Here is a 13,892-nt window from a genome sequence, read left to right as displayed (position 1 = left end):
TTGATGATATAGTACGGTATCAGTAATGTACCTAGTGCTAATATCGACGCTGCAATCGTGGCCTTCTCAATAAATTGTTTCATATCCGAATACGAAACCACATATCTTGGTTTTCTGCAACCTGGTAAAATGCGTCCACACCCATCGATACTTGAGGGCGGGTGCTGTGTGAACTTAATGATAGAATAATGCTATATGATTGGTGGTGACCAAGATCCATCAGAACGCAGAGCTGCCGGCGTCATCCGCTGGGAGCGCTTCATCACGTTCGCACTGATTGCGCAGACGGTCGCCGCAATCTGGTACGCCGCGCAGCTCGACGCTCAGGTGAAGCAGAACGCGGCCGACATCGCCACGCTCTCAGAACGCCTCGACAGCTCCTACTCAGTCAGCATCTCCCGCGAGCAGCTCGAAGACATTCTTGGCTCCCGCGACGCCAAGCTCGACAGCCTGGAGACCACCGTGGCCCGCATCGAGCAGAAGATTGATCGCCTAACCAATTAGCCTATGCACATCCTGCTCGTAACGAAGCGAGGGACGGAGCCGCTCACCGACTACGAAGCGATCCTCGAAAAGCGTGGCTTCACGTTCGAATACGCCCACCTCGACGACACGATCCCGTGGAGCGGGGGAGACATCGATTTCGGGTGGCTCGCCCGCTTCTGCCGTGACACCTACGGCCGCCGCGCTGAGGCCGTCGACGCGGTCCAGTTCTTCATAGAGCCCGAGGACTGGCAAACCGTGCGCCGCACTACCGTCGGCCGGCAATACCACAAGGTTTATTCGAGCTACCTGACCGCCATTGTGAAGCGCTACCGGCACTATGGGCGGGTCGCTGAGCATGAGCTGACGCACATGCTCGACGACATCGTCCGGATCTATCTCGGGATATCGCTAGCCCGCATTGTCGGTGTCGACGACTGGGATGAGGACGTCGTCCATGGCCGCGATACTCGCTTTGAGGAATACGAGTACGACCGCGCCTTCGAGGAGGTGAAGCTCTACGTTTCCGCCGCCATCCAGAAGCGCAAGCGCCTGTCCAAGCTGACGCTGACCGACCGCGCTCTCGTCTACGTGCGCATGCGCCTCATCGAGATCAGCCGGCAGGTCGAAGAGATCACCGTTCCCGAAGAGAATGACCTGTACCGCGCCGCTATGGCGGCTCTCGGCACGGACGCCTCACCGAACGACGCTGCTCCCGATGAGCTGGGCTGCGCGGAGACGGTGTCCTCCATCATTCGCCAGGTGCTACCCGAGTTCCCCGTCATCACTGGCACATGGACGCTCTGGGAGCGCCTCAGGAAAGGCAGCGAGTTTACGGCCGTAGCCGAGCCTCGTCCCGGCGACATCGTCATCGCGCCAACCGGCACGGTTCGAAACGCGCCGTTCCCAGGGCACGTGGGGATCGTCGGCAAGGACGGTATCGTCATGTCGAACGATAGCGGTACCGGCACTTTCAATCAGAACTACACGATCGAGAGCTGGCACCGGCGCTACGCGGAGGAGGGCGGCTACCCGATCTATTACTACCGGTTAAACCAATAACGTATGCTCGAAACTACAATCACATCATTCATCATGGCGGCTTCGCCCGCCATCATTTCATTCATAACAGGACGCCTTAAAAAGCTACCGGCCATTTCGGAGATGAGGGGATCTCGTCGGCCTCTGATCCGCGCCCTCGCTGCAGGCGTGTCGCTTGTCTACATCTGCCTCACGTATTGGGTCGGGGGCGGGGAGTTTGACGATGGCCTTTTCATTACTACGCTCAACACCCTCGCGGTGTCGATCATCGCGTGGCTGTCCTCACTGGGCTGGTATCACGGCTTCGTTAAGCGCGGGTGATATACTGATAGAGCCTCATACAAGGTCGAAAGCGCTGGCATTGTCCGGCGCTTTCTTATCCCCAGCCTTCCCTTTGACGTATATACGGCGTAGCGTATACTTACAGTATTACAAATAATATATATGATTTTGAAAAAGACATTTTACTTCGACAAAAAGTCTGATCGCCTTGTGAAACGCCTAGCGCGACGCCTCTCCGGAAAGACGGAAAGGGTGAGTGAAAGCGAGGTGATCCGACAAGCGCTCACCGTACTGCCCTACGACCGTATGGTTGATGCCATTAGAAATCGTAGGGAGCAGTAGAACATATGAAATTCACCAACGACATGCGACCCGACTGGAGCGACCACAAGAGCCGGCACGACCGCCTCGCGCTACCTCGATACGGAGAGGTCAGTTGCGGCGACGTGCTCCGTCTCATCCTCTGGACGGGCTTGCTGTCCTTCATCGCGGGCATCGTCAGCGGGTATTTCGGGATCTTCTGATATTCCAATCGTTATGGCGAGCGACATCAAACAGAGATTGGCCAAGGTGCGAGCAGCGATAGAGCGCAAGGAGCACCGCATTCCGTACGCGGATCGACGGGCAATTGAACTCTCGATGACTGCTCGCGCCTATTGGCCTCAGCCTCAGCCGTACGATCTGCCTGGAGACGAAGCACGTTTCCCGTGGAACGATCAGGAGCATCCGAGGGACTAACCAAAATGTATGGGATACACTTGGCGCACACATGGTATGACCGGTACGCGGTTCTACCGGATATGGACTAAGATGCAGGAGCGCTGCCGGAACAAGAACCACGTCCACTATAGGGACTATGGTGGTCGCGGTATCTCGATCAGGTGGTCGTCCTTCGAGGCGTTCAAGAACGATATGTACCGGTCTTATACCGCGCATTGTCGACGGTACGGTGAGAACAATACGACGCTTGACCGTATCGATGTGAACGCAGGGTATTCAAAAGCCAATTGCCGTTGGGTGACTAAATGGGAGCAGCAGCAGAACCGAAGAGATAGCAAAATTCTTTGTTATCGAGGTGAGGCGCTCACTCAGTCGCAGTGGGCACGCAGGGCGGGAATTTCATTCTCGACCCTACGAAGCAGAATACGACAGGGGTGGGGCATTGAAAGGGCATTAAATACACCAGTTAAATACAAACAACATGACACCAGACAATTCAAACGTAGATAGCTTCCTTCCGTCTGACTATTCAGTCCCGCAGGGCGAAAGTCAGTACATGAAGCTTGAGCAGGGGGACAACAAGTTCCGTATTATGGATAAGCCGGCGTTCGGCTGGCTTGCGTGGACTATCGATGAAGAGGGGCACAACAAGCCACTTCGATTTCAGATGAACGAAAAGCCGACAGACCTACGTGAATTCCGAGAACAAAAGCTTTCTCACGTGTGGATGCTGCCGGTTTGGAACTTCCAGACCAAGTCGATCCAGATCCTCGAGGTAACGCAGAAGTCGCTGCAGAAGGCGCTGGAGGCCCTGGCGCGCAACGAGGACTGGGGAAGCCCACTCCGGTACAACATCACGATCCGCCGGCAGGGTGAGAAGCTCGACACCGAGTATTTCGTGAACCCATCGCCGCACAGCGATGCGCCTGCGGAAGCGCGTGAAGCCTGGTCACAGACCGTCAAGAACGGCTTCGACATTACCCGCCTCTTCAAGGGTGAGGACCCGTTCGCACCGAACCCGAGCATCGACGGCGAGGACGCTCCGGCCGCGGCCGCATAGCCTATGAAGATCATCGCAGTCCCGAACGACACGCGCACGGGCTTCCGCATTCCAAGCGAGTACAGCAAAGCGCTGTTTCTCGAATGGCTGAAGACGCACAACGCCTTCGAGATCACGCCCGTCGTCGAGGACAGCAAAGAGGGGCGCGGCTATCTCTTTGGCGCAGTGGTCCCGAGCTACTGCCACTGGCAGTACGGCATCGACCCACGGGAACCAGGGCGCAGCGATCAGCGCAAGTTCCTGTTCATGCGGGACTTCAACAACGAGATCGTCGAAAACCGCGACGGCGACCCTGAGCGCATTCCCCTATCGTCCAAGGGCAAGGTGCGGCAGTTAAACGAGACGTATCGCTTCTACGCCGACCAGAACGGTGCGCCGATGCCGAACCCCGAGCTGTACAAGAAGTGGAAAGCGGAGTGGAGCATGGACCCCCGCTTCCCCACTTTCCACGACTGGCTCGCGTTTCTCGGGATCGAAGAAGACGCGATGCCGAGCGCGGAAACGCTGGCACCATTACAAGACGACGCGGCGCCGAAGATGCCGGAGTATCCGGACAACTACGAAAAGCCCGCATTCTAACGACGACCTATGACCCGACCACTATTACTAGATAAGCCGACAACGCCGCGCGTGGGACTGCACGACCTGTTCGTGCGCCTCATGGCCGATGCCATGCAAGTGAGCGTGGACGAGGCGAGGGCGGTGTTGCGGCAGCAGAATTAGTATGAAGGGTAAGACCGTAATTGGTGAAAAGCCTGTCGCTCAGTGTCCGGACTGCGCCTCGATTAAGCAGCAGGTTGATCGAGGGGAGCGGTTCGTCTGGCAGAGGACGTTTGTCGTCTTCTCATCGCTTCCCGCCGAAAGATGTCCCTCATGTGTGGATAAGCATGTGGATATGGGGATAACCGACGATCGCCTATGAAGCTCACCCCGCAAGAGCAGAAGGTCTACGCCTACATCCGCGACCACCGTGGCTGCACGACACGCGACATCCAGCGTGATCTCCTCATCGAGTGCCCGTCGGCCCGCATCACTGGCCTTAGGCGCAAGGGCGTTGATGTGCAGGAGATCGGGAAGCTCAAGTACCCTGGCGCACGACCGTTCACGAAGTATGCGATCGGAGCCCCGCAGACGAAACGCGTCCAGCACATTGAGATCGTCGGTGGAATGGCGGTGCGGACGTTCCGGACTGTGTTAGACCTCGCTGGAAGCGTAGGTCTTGCTACCGGGCTGCTCCTCGTATCTCTGAGTGCCTGCCTCGCCAATGCTGGATAGGCGACGCGCGGACGGCCGCGTCAACTTCGACGATATGTTGTAGTAGGGGTAAGATCCGAAAATGTCAGGGTGTAAGTGTGCGGCGAGATCCACGTCCGTCTGGGAGACGTAACGTCCGCCCCAGTTCTCGATGATGTGCTTGAGGGGGCGAAACTTTCTGTTGGCGGACTTTAGCTTGGTCTGAGCGTCAAGCCATTCATACGCGATGCGGACGCAATCGTTGTGCTCATGCAGAACGTCGCCAATGCTATAGCGAACGGTCGTCTTGGCCTTTTCGATCGCCTTATCAGTCAGCATGACAATAAATCCTCCTCAAAGTTGCAGATGATATACTGGCGGCGTGACCATCACGCTACTCGGAGAGCCGAAAAGCACAAGCCACATATACCACTACCACTGCAAATTCGGCAGGCCTGCTGGCTACATGACGGCGGCAGGCAAGGCCCTCAAGGAGGACTACCAGTGGCAGGCAAGGAGCCAGTGGAGCGGACCGCCGCTCGCTGGCCCTTTGTGCGTGGAGGTGACCCTCTTCTTCGGCACGCGTCGCAAGGCCGACATCGACAATTTCAATAAGCTCTGGGCCGACGCGCTCACCGGCATCGCGTATGAGGACGATAGCCAGATAGAGCGTCTGACGATCGTGAAGGGGTACGATAAGGCACGGCCGCGAGTGGAGGTCGCTCTGTCGCCATTGGTCGGGTAGTTCTGTCCGGAAGCCGGCGAAGCCCGCCTGCTCGCGATTCAAAGGGGGGACACGAATCGGTAGCTCTTTGCTAGCCTCTAAGCATGGATACCCTCGACCCGCACGATCGCAGCGAAAGGATGAAGCGCATTCGGGGGAAAAACACGAGACCCGAGATGGTCGTCCGGAGTCTCGTGCACCGTATGGGCTATCGGTTCCGACTGCACAGGCGGGATCTGCCAGGCTGTCCCGACCTTGTGTTTCCCGGCCGCAAGAAAGTGATCTTCGTCCATGGATGCTTCTGGCACAGACACCCGGACGACGCGTGCAAACTCGCTCGCTTACCGAAGTCGCGACTCGATTTCTGGCTACCGAAGCTCGAGGGCAATCGGGAGCGGGACGTCTTACGGCAAAAGCAACTAGCTGATCTCAATTGGGGGGTGATGGTTGTATGGGAATGCCAAATAGGGGATCTCGAGATGCTGCGCAAAAACGTAAGAGAATTTCTTGAATCATGAAGTCAATAGAGCTATTTGCGGGTGCCGGAGGACTGGGTATTGGCCTCCATGAGGCAGGGTTCCATCCTGTGAATGTCGTCGAATGGGATCGCTATTGCTGCGACACGATACGGGAAAACAAATCGCATGGCATCCCTTCGGTATCGGACTGGCGATTGACCGAGGGAGACGTATCACAGGTGGATTTCAGCCCTTACGAGGGGCAGGTCGAACTCGTATCGGGCGGTCCACCGTGTCAGCCATTCTCTCTCGGTGGACGCCACCGGTCGTACAACGACGCTCGGGATATGTTTCCGCAGGCTATCCGAGCCGTCAGGGAGTGTCGCCCGAAAGCCTTCGTGTTTGAGAACGTCAAGGGACTGACGCGGAGCGCCTTCCGCAACTACTTCGAGTACATCCGTCTGCAGCTAGAGCATCCCGAGATCGCAGCCAAGGCCGACGAGCCATGGGCTGACCACTTCGCGCGCCTTGAGCGTCACCACACGAGCGGCGTTCGAGATGACCTGCATTACCAGGTTGTGACTCGAGTCCTCAACGCCGCTGACTTTGGGGTGCCACAACGCCGAGAGCGTGTGGTTTTTGTCGGCTTCCGTGACGATCTGGGCGTGGAGTGGACGTTCCCAGAGGGCACGCATTCCGCGGATGCGTTGTTGTGGAGCCAAACTACCGGAGAATACTGGGAACGGCATCAGGTCCCCAAGTCAGGTCGGTATATGGCCCCACGTGCCGTCGAGCGCGCGCGCCGTATCTCCGAAGCACCGTCCGCGCTTCCCTGGCGCACCGTCCGCGATGCGATCCATGATCTGCCGGACCCAGAAAAGCGGCCGAAGCTCGCTTCCTCTATTCTCAACCACCGCTTCCAGCCAGGTGCGCGGTCTTATCCGGGGCACACCGGAAGCCCGCTTGACGAGCCCGCCAAGACCTTGAAGGCAGGGGTGCACGGCGTTCCCGGCGGCGAAAATATGCTCGCGCGGCCGGACGGAACGGTACGTTATTTCACTGTCCGAGAGAGCGCGCGACTCCAAACATTTCCGGATGATTTTCGCTTTCATGGATCATGGTCAGAGACCATGCGCCAGCTGGGGAACGCGGTCCCCGTAGTGTTGGCACGGACCGTCGGTGAGCATGTGGCTCGGCACTTGGAGCCGGCTTGATGGCGAAGACGGAGTCATATAATCCGCTCGACAAATTTAATATTGCGAAGAGCATTGAATCAGAGGTCCTCGCTCGACCGGCTGCTCCACTAGCCGAAGTTGGAGGTATCACCGGAGCAGGGGTGTACGTTATCTACTACACCGGTGATTTTGCTGCGTATGCCCCAGTTGCTAACGCCAACCAAAACGGCGAGCTGACCCAGCCCATCTATGTGGGCAAAGCAATCCCAAGGGGAGGGCGAAAAGGCGGTCTGGCGACAGATATTGCTGCAAAGGGGAATGCTCTGGCGGATCGCCTGAGGCAGCATGCTGCGTCAATTGATGAAGCCCAAAACCTCAACCTTGAGCACTTCTTCGTCCGGCATTTGGTGGTCGATGATATTTGGATACCACTCGGCGAGAATATGCTGATCGAGACGTTCAAGCCGATCTGGAACAGAGCAATTGATGGATTTGGAAACAAAGATCCAGGTAGGCGACGTTCCACTCAGTATCGGTCTCCTTGGGATGTGCTTCATCCGGGGCGGAAATTTGCGGAGAAGCTCGCTGAGAGTCCTGCTACCCCTGACCTGCTGCTGCAGCGTATCGGTGACTATTTTGCGGACCGGCCGCTGACAAAATTGCCGCGAGCTGTTGTTGAACAGCAGGAAGAGGAAGAGGTCGACGCGGAAGACGCCGCCGACGACTTGTGAGTGATAACGGGTGGGCCCTATCCCCACTGGCGTTTGCTGCACTAGTGTCCTGTGGTACTATTGGTGTATGCCAAATTTGATAGTACAATACGGTCGAACCGTAAGTAGGAAAGAGGGCGCGAGTTTCGTTCCATCTTTCGTACTATCAGGTACGGCATCACTCTGACCTCGCTTCGGCGAGGTTTTTGTGTATCTGACGGGGTAGGGTGGCCGGATCTCGCAGCCTCCCGTTGGAAGCCATTAAATGTGAGAACTCATAGCCCGATGTCCGGAGGCAGCATCCTCCGGCCCACGTCGCATGAGGCCTCTGTGTGCGTAGCCTTAGATCCCCGAACGCACACAAGTACGGCGGGACCCGCAAAGCCGGTATCCCGTACAGTCTGGGGTGAGAACGCGCGGAGAGAAAACCGCTGAAAAGCGTTCGGGGCCAAGGTGCGTATAGACACGGCCTTTTAGCCGTTCTGTGCCCACATCGCAGATAATAGAACTTAATCACATGAACTATGATGAGAAATGGAGTTTGCCAGCGGAAGCGCCAGGATGGAGCCCGCGATCACGATATGCGCCAGAAGGTCGACGGCGCAGGTCGAAAGTACGAGGCCTGTAAGCGGTGCGGAACGATGTTCATCACGCCCGCCGCGTAGACCAACTTAGCCTATGACAAAGAAAATTAAGACAATGTCGTTTGCTCCGGCGGCGGCAACAAAGAGGGAGAAGTATCAGGAGCTACGGACTCGCATTAACAAGCACTGTCCGTGGCTGATGGAGCTGCGGTTTGGGTGTGAGGTCGTAATAAACAACACTTGCGCTACCGTCATTTACGGCGAACGAGAGAACATGGACGGAGAAAAGTATATATGCACAACATTAGGAAGTGCAGTTGATTTGCGTATATACCTTAAACCTAGAAAAACTGACTACCATCGTCTGACTAAAATCCTCGGTATCCCACCGACCTTGCAGGATGTGTTGGCCGCAATACCGGCATCACTCTATAACGGCGAGCAAGTTAGAAAGTCGGTGCTTGATCACTACAACCTCACCAAACCCCTCAGCGACCAGAGCGAGGAGACACTCGACTTCCTTTTGTCCGTCATCGAATAGCCTATGAAGCCTCTCGCCTCACACCTCGATATGTCCCGCTATCAGCGCCCTGCTGGTCCAAACATCCGCAGCGAGCGGGATGAAATGGTTCAGAAGTTTGTCGACAAGCGCGTCATCAAGATCCACGACCGGACGACCAAGCAGCTGCGTCTCGCGACGGCCGCGGAGGTCGCGCTGCTGTTGAAGGACTGTCCGACCGCCGACCTCTACGCCTTCTTCCGCGAGTGCGAGGGGGCTCGGAGCTTCTCTCGCTTCTTCTGGTGGGCGGTGAAGGGCGGGAAGCAGCGCGGCCGTCAACAAGACGCGTGAAGCCTCGTGTGGTGCCCCATCTGTGAGCGTGCTATGAGCTTCGGCGCATATTTTCACAGGTCGCTGAAGCCGAAATCTGAGACTAAAGAGTGACTAGGAATTTCGGCGCGTTTCGGTAACATACTGAAAATAAGCCGTTTGGCCCCGTAGCTCAGTGGATAGAGCACCGGCCTTCTAAGCCGATGGTCGTAGGTTCGAATCCTACCGGGGTCGCCATTTAATTCCAAAGGCTTAGGGAAAGTCCGCATCGGTCAGAGATGGCCGTTTTTACAGGCGATTTTACACCTTTGTTCGCCTTCTGAGCACGTCGGGTCCGGCGCCCCTCAGGGGTCGTCTGGACCGGACGATGCCTGATGCTCACGACGATAGGACCCGTCGTCCCAGGGGGGCAGCGTCGGTACGCGCCAGATCCCCTTGCGGCGTAATCTGGCGATCCACTCATCCTTCACGTAGGCGTCGCTGTACCGCAGATCGGCCCAGGCGAAGCCGCTCCGCACCATGTCCTGGCTGATGTCCTGCCCGGCAGCCTTGCATTTGGCGACTTTCTCCGGGGCTCTGGCGTCCGCTTCGATGTCCAGCTCTTCGCAGGCAACCTCAAGACCCGCGACGATGCTCTGCAGCGTCAGCGTGGCGGCCTCCCCGCACGGCCAGGTGCCGCCTTTCGGGGTCTTGCATGTCCGGCCCTGCTCCGGAGCGTCGATCCCGTACAGATCGTAGGTTTCGCCGTGGATCCGGATCGTATCGCCATCGATGACGGTGGCATGGTCGGCCAGGGCCCCCGTGGCGGTGAGCAGCACCGCGCCGGCCACAATCGCAGTCTTCAATGTTCTGGCTCCGGCTTGGTCTGGACCTGCGTTTCCGGTTTCTTGCAGACGACCTCCGGCAAGGCAATGCCTACCCCGGTTCCCGGATCGATCAACCGCAGATTGACGCACTATGCCGTCTCGATGTGATGGAAGTTGGGCGTCTTCGGCCTGCCGGTGCGATGCCGGAAGCGAAGCCACCCGGGCCTGCGACCCTGCCGCTGCGGCTGTCCGGACGCCCCGCCGCTGCCCGCCAAGCTTCAGGCGGGCGTTGCGGCGGTCCCCCTGTCCAGAAGGCAGAGCGCAGCGTGATCGCGCGGCGTCAGAGCGCTCATCACCACGTTCCGGCCGTTCACCTTGGCATCGTAGAGCGCGGCGTCGGCGGCCGACATAAGGGCATCCGCCGTCGCGGCAGTCGCCGTCTTGTCGGCGATGCCGAAGCTCGCCGTATAGGAGATCGTGTTTCCGCCGATGGTCAGTTCCGCGGCGGCAATGCTGGACCGGATCCGTTCGCAGATCTTCTCCGCCTCCTGCCGGTTGGCTCCTTGCAGGACGAGGGCGAACTCTTCACCGCCGATCCGCGCGGCGAAGTCGTTGCCCCGAATGTTGTCCTTCAGAGCCGCGGCGAAATGCTGGATCACCCGATCTCCCACGTTGTGTCCGTAGCGATCGTTGATCGACTTGAAGTGATCCAGGTCCGTGATCACCACCGAAACCGGCGACGATCGCTGCTGCGAACGCTCCAGCGCCCGGTTGAGCGCCAGGTAGAAGGATCTCCGGTTCGCCAGCCCGCTGAGTTCGTCCATGGTCGCCTGTTCGCGGGTCAGCTGTTCCACTTTTCTGCGCCGCTGCTCGTGAAGGAGAAGCCCGCCGAGCAATAGGACGCCGATCGCCCGAAAGATCGATGTGGGAAGAAACAGTTCCTGGATCGCACGCAGCGCGATCTCGATCGGGAGAGCGAACACCGCCACGAAGGACAATGGCGACAGGGCGGCCAGGATCAGTACGCTCTTGATCCTCACAGGTTCGCCGCGGCCTTTGCTGCCATAATAGACCAGCAGGCCGATTGCCGCTGAAATGAGGATGGACCCGACGCCGGGGACCACACCGGCGCCGCCGAGATAGATGCGAAGGGCTGCGGCCAGCGAAGCCGAGATGATTGCTGCGATCGGGCCTCCGAAAAGGGCGGACAGCAGGATCATGGTCGATCGCGAATCCACGAAGACCCCGTCGGTGAGCGGGATCGGATCCAGCATGGAAATGCACGCGCCGAGGCCCAGCACCGCTCCCAGAATGCTGGGGTCCGCCAGTCTGTTCGTTCGTTTTGGCACCACGACGTAGAGAACCATGACGGTCGTTATGAGCGTCATGTTCCTGAACATGGGCAGAACATAGTCGATCATGGGTGATGCGAGCCGGTTGGCGTTGAGGCGCGATCTGCGATCGTCGGTCGCCTGACATGGGTACGGACTGTTACGTACCGGCCCAGGCTCGCGCGAAGCTGACCTGGACGCCGGCGGGCAAGATTGCGGAGGCCGGATAGATCCGGTTTCCAGGATGGCGTCCGGGAACCGGGACGGTCCGAAGCGGCGAAAGCGGGACTGAAAATTGTTTCGCTACCAGGCCCGTAACGGCCGCTTGAATTCGGCCGAGCCCGGGCCATCTAGCCGGAGCCGAAGGCATCGTGCCGACCACGGCGTTACCCGGATCATCCCAATGACATGGCTTTTTCTTTGTATCGGTCTCGTCCTCCTGCTTGGCGGAGGCGAGGCGCTGGTGAACGGCAGCGTGGGCGTCGCCCGGCGCTTTCGCGTTTCGCCGCTCGTCATCGGGCTGACCCTGGTCGGGTTCGGCACGTCAACGCCGGAGCTGGTGGCCAGCCTCGAAGCGGCGATGATCGGCGCGCCGGGCATCGCCATCGGCAACGTCGTCGGCAGCAACATCGCCAACATCCTCCTGATCCTCGGCGTGTCGGCCGTCATTCTGCCCGTGACCACGTCCCGGAAGGCCTTCACCCGGGACGGTCTGGTCCTGATGATGGCCAGCGTGCTGCTGGTGATCCTGTGCATGGTGGGCACCATCGGCCGGACGACGGGCGCCGTCTTCGTGGTGCTTCTCGCAGCCTACACGCTCTACACCTACCTGTCGGAGCGCAAGCAGGCCGCGCCCGAGCCCGCCGCGGACGAGCCGGCCGACAGGCCGCTGGCCGTGTCCGCCCTGCTGGCGGTCGGCGGCATCGCCGGCGTGGTGGTGGGCGCCGGCTTTCTGGTCGATGCGTCCGTCGAACTGGCCCGCCGGTTCGGCATGTCGGAAGCGGTGATCGGGCTGACGCTGGTGGCTGTCGGAACGTCGCTGCCGGAACTCGTCACCTCGGTCATGGCGGCCATCCGGCGCCACGGCGACGTCGCCTTCGGCAACATCGTCGGCAGCAACATCTTCAACATCCTCGGCATTGCCGGCGTCACCGGTCTGGTGTCGCCGATCCCGATCCCGGAGGAGATCATCCGCTTCGATGCCTGGATCATGCTGGCGAGCGCGCTGGCGCTGGTCGCCTTCGCGGTCACGGGCTGGCGCATCAACCGATGGGAAGGCGGCCTGCTCCTCGCCGCTTACGCCGCCTATCTCGTGCTGCAGCTGTCGCCCCCGGTCCGTCAGGCCATCGGGCTTTCATAGGCACGGGGGCAGGGCGGAAGAAGGCGAGGAGGATCTACCGCCCCCTGGTGATCGCCGACAGCGCTTCGTTCACCTCGAACGAGCGCACGTCGATCCCGGTGATGCCGAAGCCGGCCAGCCGGGTGGAGTGCTTCTGGGTGTAGGCGCGGGCCTGCTCGCCCGTCTCGAACAGATAGGCGCCGCCGGCGACCTTGCGGTCCGGATCTTCGGTCCAGACCTTCCAGATCAGGCCGGGTTCGCCGGAGATGTCCTCGGCCAGGCCGCGATAGGCCTTGGCCGCCTCATCGCCGAACGGACCCTCGGACGGAAACTCGAAAACCAGCAGCGTCGCCATGGTGCCTCCCTCCCGGCTCACCCCTTGTCACCGGTATGGTGCGACAGGAGGCCGGCGAAGGAAAGTGGGCGATGCTTCGCGCGGGCGACGGACAATCGCCGCCCGCGGCGGCTTCGGTCCTATGTCTGGCCTTCGATCACGGCGCAGGCGATCCGGCTGCCGGCATCGCCGGAAGGCTGGCTTTCGTAGTCGTCCGTGCCGTCATGGATGACGATCGCCTTGCCGAGGATGGCCGTGTCGCCTTCGTTGAGGGTCACGGCCGTGTTCAGCACCTGGGTGCGCAGCACGCCGTTGCCGTCGACATACTGGTTCGGCATGTCGCCGGCGTGGGGCCCGCCGTCCACGAGGAAGCCGTGCTTGGCGTCGGTCGGATTGAAGTGGCCGCCGGCCGACTTGAACCCGTCGTCGGCGGTGCACGTGCCGGTCTCGTGGATGTGGAACGCCACCCAGCTGTCGGCCGGAAGCCCTTCGATCTCGGCCTCGATCAGGGCGCCGTCGCCCGTGGGCGTGATCTCGGCGGTGCCGATCTCGCTGCCTTCGGTGTCGATGAAGGTGGCCATGGCGGCGGGCTGACCACCGGCCGTCTTGTCGGCGTCGGCGGCAAGCGCTGCGCCCGGCACCATCAGGGTGGCGAGAAGAGCGGCGGCGAAGGTCGCGGGTCGTGAGGACATGATCTCGATCTTTCGCTTTGGGTGTGTCTGGCCTACGAACCCTTTCGGCCCTCCAGTTGTTCCGTCCTGCGACGGAGAGGGGCACAAGAAG

17 protein-coding genes and 1 tRNA gene are annotated in these 13,892 nt (G+C 59.7%); 14 read left to right on the top strand and 4 right to left on the bottom strand.

All coding sequences use genetic code 11. The annotated features are described in order from the left end of the window. The first annotated feature begins 195 nt into the window (after positions 1–195). The 13 genes from J2S73_RS14260 to J2S73_RS14200 all read left to right on the top strand — a co-directional run bounded on the left by J2S73_RS14260 (position 196) and on the right by J2S73_RS14200 (position 9,536). Positions 196–504: a hypothetical protein gene (locus tag J2S73_RS14260; RefSeq protein ID WP_306886214.1), complete on the top strand. Its 309-nt coding sequence runs from the start codon at positions 196–198 to the stop codon at positions 502–504. Between the two features lie 3 nt (positions 505–507). Beyond that, complete coding sequence (locus tag J2S73_RS14255; RefSeq protein ID WP_306886213.1) at positions 508–1,545, top strand: hypothetical protein; 1,038 nt, start codon at positions 508–510, stop codon at positions 1,543–1,545. 608 nt (positions 1,546–2,153) lie between these two features. Further along, positions 2,154–2,330, top strand: coding sequence for a hypothetical protein (locus J2S73_RS14250; RefSeq protein ID WP_306886212.1), 177 nt, complete (start codon positions 2,154–2,156; stop codon positions 2,328–2,330). Between the two features lie 752 nt (positions 2,331–3,082). Beyond that, positions 3,083–3,586: a hypothetical protein gene (locus J2S73_RS14245; RefSeq protein WP_306886211.1), complete on the top strand. Its 504-nt coding sequence runs from the start codon at positions 3,083–3,085 to the stop codon at positions 3,584–3,586. 3 nt (positions 3,587–3,589) lie between these two features. Beyond that, a complete protein-coding gene (locus J2S73_RS14240) occupies positions 3,590–4,165 on the top strand; it encodes a hypothetical protein (protein WP_306886210.1) in 576 nt (191 codons plus the stop codon). Between the two features lie 339 nt (positions 4,166–4,504). Then, positions 4,505–4,861: a helix-turn-helix domain-containing protein gene (locus J2S73_RS14235; RefSeq protein ID WP_306886209.1), complete on the top strand. Its 357-nt coding sequence runs from the start codon at positions 4,505–4,507 to the stop codon at positions 4,859–4,861. 340 nt (positions 4,862–5,201) lie between these two features. Continuing rightward, the gene (locus J2S73_RS14230; RefSeq protein WP_306886208.1) at positions 5,202–5,564 is read left to right on the top strand and encodes a RusA family crossover junction endodeoxyribonuclease; all 363 of its coding nucleotides are present in this window, start codon (positions 5,202–5,204) and stop codon (positions 5,562–5,564) included. A gap of 83 nt (positions 5,565–5,647) precedes the next feature. Continuing rightward, positions 5,648–6,061: a very short patch repair endonuclease gene (locus J2S73_RS14225; RefSeq protein ID WP_306886207.1), complete on the top strand. Its 414-nt coding sequence runs from the start codon at positions 5,648–5,650 to the stop codon at positions 6,059–6,061. Further along, positions 6,058–7,215: a DNA cytosine methyltransferase gene (locus J2S73_RS14220; protein WP_306886206.1), complete on the top strand. Its 1,158-nt coding sequence runs from the start codon at positions 6,058–6,060 to the stop codon at positions 7,213–7,215. Before J2S73_RS14225 ends, J2S73_RS14220 begins: the two co-directional genes overlap by 4 nt. Further along, entirely contained in the window at positions 7,215–7,907 is a 693-nt protein-coding gene (locus J2S73_RS14215; protein WP_306886205.1) for an Eco29kI family restriction endonuclease, read from the top strand. Before J2S73_RS14220 ends, J2S73_RS14215 begins: the two co-directional genes overlap by 1 nt. A gap of 678 nt (positions 7,908–8,585) precedes the next feature. Continuing rightward, positions 8,586–9,011 carry a hypothetical protein gene (locus J2S73_RS14210; protein WP_306886204.1) on the top strand — a complete coding sequence of 142 codons (426 nt, stop codon included), beginning with the start codon at positions 8,586–8,588 and terminating at the stop codon, positions 9,009–9,011. Positions 9,012–9,095: 84 nt separating this feature from the next. Then, a complete protein-coding gene (locus J2S73_RS14205) occupies positions 9,096–9,320 on the top strand; it encodes a hypothetical protein (protein WP_306886203.1) in 225 nt (74 codons plus the stop codon). A 140-nt stretch (positions 9,321–9,460) separates the two neighbouring features. Next, positions 9,461–9,536: transfer RNA gene (locus J2S73_RS14200), tRNA-Arg, on the top strand. A 107-nt stretch (positions 9,537–9,643) separates the two neighbouring features. Here J2S73_RS14200 and J2S73_RS14195 read toward each other — a convergent pair. Next, positions 9,644–10,144: a thermonuclease family protein gene (locus J2S73_RS14195; protein ID WP_306886202.1), complete on the bottom strand. Its 501-nt coding sequence runs from the start codon at positions 10,142–10,144 to the stop codon at positions 9,644–9,646. A gap of 239 nt (positions 10,145–10,383) precedes the next feature. After that, entirely contained in the window at positions 10,384–11,526 is a 1,143-nt protein-coding gene (locus J2S73_RS14190) for a GGDEF domain-containing protein (RefSeq protein WP_306886201.1), read from the bottom strand. A gap of 313 nt (positions 11,527–11,839) precedes the next feature. Here J2S73_RS14190 and J2S73_RS14185 point away from each other — a divergent pair, with 313 nt between their 5' ends. Further along, positions 11,840–12,796: a calcium/sodium antiporter gene (locus J2S73_RS14185; protein WP_306886200.1), complete on the top strand. Its 957-nt coding sequence runs from the start codon at positions 11,840–11,842 to the stop codon at positions 12,794–12,796. A 34-nt stretch (positions 12,797–12,830) separates the two neighbouring features. Here J2S73_RS14185 and J2S73_RS14180 read toward each other — a convergent pair whose 3' ends face one another. Then, positions 12,831–13,130 carry a monooxygenase gene (locus J2S73_RS14180; RefSeq protein ID WP_306886199.1) on the bottom strand — a complete coding sequence of 100 codons (300 nt, stop codon included), beginning with the start codon at positions 13,128–13,130 and terminating at the stop codon, positions 12,831–12,833. A 119-nt stretch (positions 13,131–13,249) separates the two neighbouring features. Then, on the bottom strand, positions 13,250–13,801 hold the full coding sequence (locus J2S73_RS14175; RefSeq protein ID WP_306886198.1) for a superoxide dismutase family protein: 552 nt from the start codon (positions 13,799–13,801) through the stop codon (positions 13,250–13,252). Positions 13,802–13,892 lie beyond the last annotated feature (91 nt).

It is taken from the genome of Amorphus orientalis (genome assembly GCF_030814015.1).
GTDB classification, from domain to species: Bacteria; Pseudomonadota; Alphaproteobacteria; order Rhizobiales; family Amorphaceae; genus Amorphus; species Amorphus orientalis.
Note: the sequence above shows the minus strand (reverse complement) of the source record. Positions and strands in the feature narration are given on the sequence as shown.